The organism is Deltaproteobacteria bacterium, from assembly GCA_016218975.1.
In the GTDB taxonomy this organism is placed as follows: Bacteria; Desulfobacterota; Deferrimicrobia; order Deferrimicrobiales; family Deferrimicrobiaceae; genus JAENIX01.
Genome location: JACRCO010000067.1, coordinates 1 through 3,150, shown reverse-complemented (window position 1 = coordinate 3,150; position 3,150 = coordinate 1). Strand labels below are relative to the sequence as shown.

3 protein-coding genes are annotated in these 3,150 nt (G+C 61.7%); all 3 read right to left on the bottom strand.

The window, feature by feature from the left end; all coding sequences use genetic code 11:
• Window positions 1-213, bottom strand: a 213-nt coding sequence (locus tag HY896_09110) for an outer membrane protein transport protein (protein MBI5576504.1), incomplete at its 3' end; no start/stop codon positions are given.
• Window positions 214-353: 140 nt separating this feature from the next.
• A complete protein-coding gene (locus HY896_09105; protein MBI5576503.1) occupies window positions 354-2,486 on the bottom strand; it encodes a DUF1926 domain-containing protein in 2,133 nt (710 codons plus the stop codon).
• Window positions 2,483-2,896: a methylmalonyl-CoA epimerase gene (mce, locus tag HY896_09100; protein ID MBI5576502.1), complete on the bottom strand. Its 414-nt coding sequence runs from the start codon at window positions 2,894-2,896 to the stop codon at window positions 2,483-2,485. The genes HY896_09105 and mce overlap by 4 nt, the downstream gene beginning before the upstream one ends.
• Window positions 2,897-3,150: the final 254 nt, after the last annotated feature.

The following is a 3,150-nucleotide window of genomic DNA, read 5'->3' as shown; positions in this document are numbered from 1 at the left end:
GGTGGCGCCGACCATCACGTTGGTTCCCTCGAGCTGCATGATGCCCGCCGGGTTGAAGTATATCGCCGACGGGTCGTCCGCCTGCGCTGTGAAGGCGAACCCCATTCCCATTGCCTTTGCCCCGGCCTCGGGCAGCCGGAAGCCCGCGGCATTCGCCGACGCCGCGCAAAAGATCAACACCAACATCACTACCAATGCCTTGCCGATTCTCATCGCACCCCTCCTTTTACGCCTGGCGTTTAACACTCCTTCGATCAGCAGGCGGAACATTTCCGGCGGATCGAAAGGCATCGGAGCGCAACCGGAAATGTCCCCATTATCGATTTGTGGGGACTAACATACCGTTTTGCAAATCAGGGGGCAACAGAAATTACGGACCAAAATAATGAATAATATTCATATCCTCCGGGGGGCAGCTTCGCCGAAAAGAGGAGCCGGAGGCATACCCCCTGGTGGATCTTTTCCGCGCCGGATTCCGAAAGCGAGGCGGTCTCGACCGGGTAGCGGAGGAGCGAGAAATCCCGGTCCGACTTCGCCCTGACGGCGACTTTGCGCCAGCCGTCGACGACCCTGAATTCCCGAAGGCCGTCCGACACGCCGCGGGAGGAGAGCGCCGAATCTCCCGCGGTTCCTTCATACCGGCGGTCGGGTCCGCTTCCCGAAAGGAAGTTCATGTTCCACTCGGAAACGAACCTGAAGGAGACCGCTTCCTTCCCCTGGTTGATAAGGCGGTAACGGACGGAGAACGCTTCCTCCCCCGCGTTGACCTCCAGGGCCTTTTCAAGGGAAATGTCGGCGCCATCGATAGGAATACCCATGTGCTGGAACAGGACGAGACGCGATCCGCTGCGGGTGATCTCCACTTTCGCTTCCCGCCCTGCGGTGGCGCACAGCGGGGAAACCGAATCGTCCAGGATTCCCTCCACCGTGTCCCCGTCGCGGTAGAGCGCTTCGCGAAACGACGCCCGCTGCCACGGATCGACGGAAAGCGCTTCGGTCACGGACGGATCCTTCAGAACGATGATGTCGTGGATGCTGGTGGATCCGTCGAACGAGCCGCCCGCCATCCGGAACTTGGCATGGTATCCCTCTTCCCGCCGCGTCAGCACGTGCCCGAGCGCCACCCCTCTTTTGGGAAGGGAGATCTCCGTAAGGGACCCTCCGTCATGGGCGTGCGCCAAAATGGTCAGAGCCGAGGTCTTGAGGAGAACCTCCGTTCCCCCGTCGAGGTCGAGGTCCGCCTTGACGGCTTCCGTCCAATCGTCCTTTCCGGCGTGCAGCACCCTGTCCGAAGCTTCTTCCGCACGGAGCAGGTTGGCGTAGGCGGCCTCCCGCAAATGATTCAGATAGAGACCCCCGAATACGCCGTGCCAGTAGACGTCGTTGCACTGCGCCCGATAGAGGAAATCGCGCCCCGCCGCGTCGCCGTTCCTGCGTGCGGCTTCGTCCACCCTTTCGCTGACCCTGCATACCCGCCTGTGGAGCTGGTTCGACTCCTCGTACTTGCGCAGGAAGTTCCGGAAGTGCCCCCCCTGCACGAAGGGTTTCATATCCTTCATCCCGCCCGCCCTGAAATCGTGGAGAAGGTCTCCGAATCGCGCCGCCCTTCCCGGTGGAAGGGCCCATTCCCCCATTTCGATGTAGGAGCAGGAGGGAAGGTAGATCCTCCCCCGGATGGGCGCGCGGGCAGCGTACTCCGCAAGCGTCATCGTCGAGATCCGGTCACGCCTCGCCCAGACGCCCTCGAAAAAGCGTTTAAGCCATCCTTCCCCGTACACGCTCTTGTGCGTCCCGGGCCATACGCCGAATTTCTCGCCGTCGTCCGCGAAAATCGCGGCGGGGAACGGCACTTCTCTCGATGTCATCCGGTCTATCGCTGATAGAGTGTCTTCCACCGAACCGAAAGGAATCAGGTACCGCAGCAGTTCGCTCCCGGGGAACACACGCACCGCGCCGCCGCCTGCCTCCGTAAGGTAAACGCCGTCCAGCTCTACGGAAGATAACCCCGCCCGCAGGAAGTGGTAATCATCCAGGGGAAGGTAATTCACGCCTGCCGCCGAGAGTGACGCCGCGAGATCGGGCTCCCAGACGCGCTCCGCGAGCCATATCCCTTCCGGCCGCCTTCCGAAGCATTCACGGACGCTTTCCGACATGGCGCGAAGCTGGCCCTGCCTGTCCCGCTCCGGAAGAAGGGCGAGGATAGGCTCGTACATGCCGCCGCCCAGTATCTCCACTTGACCCCTGGAAACCATCAACCCCAGTAGACGGAAAACTTCCGGCGAGTTCTCTGCGATCCAGCGAAGGAGGTGGCCGGAATAGTGCAAGGTCACCTTGACCCCTGGGAAGCCGTCGAGCGTTTCGAGGAACGGGAGGTAGGCGTTCCGGCAGGCATCCTCGAGCACGGAATCGAAGTTCCCCACCGGCTGGTGGTTATGAAGGACCAGGAGCAGCGTGCGCTGCGGGCCGCCGGCCGTCTCGACGCTCACGGATGCTCTTCCCCTTCCTGGGCGAACTCGGTCAGGACGCCGAAGGTCGATTTCGGATGGAGGAATCCGATCTTCATCCCGTGCACACCGGCGCGGGGGGCTTCGTCGATGAGGCGGACGCCTTTTCCCTTCGCATGCGCCAGCGCTGCGGATGCGTCATCCACCTGGAAGCAGAGGTGATGGATACCTTCCCCGTTCTTTTCGAGGAACTTGCCGACGGGGCCGTCGGGGGTGGTCGACTCTATAACTTCAATTGTGCTTTCCCCCACCCGGAACACTGCTGCCCTTATCTTCTGCTCGGCAACTTCCTCGATCCCGACGAGGGGAAGACCCAGCACGTCGCGATAGTAGGGAACGGCGTCGTCGAGTTTCCTGACCGCCACACCGATGTGTTGTATCCTTCGGATCATCGCGTCACCTCCCGGTCGAATCCTTCAACTTTCCAATGTAAACCGAAACCGGGCAAACGCGCCAACGGGAAAAAACTTCGCGGCGGCCGATTCCTGGGCGTCTTTACGCGGCGCTTAGTGCTTCACTTCATAAATACGGTAACGCACCGAGAGCGTCGATGCGCCGCGCCGGCAAGGCGCGCGACTGAGGCATACCGTTGAGTATGGTGAAGGAGCGCAACGAAGCTGGAGCGGATGCAGCGGCGCTCGAATGC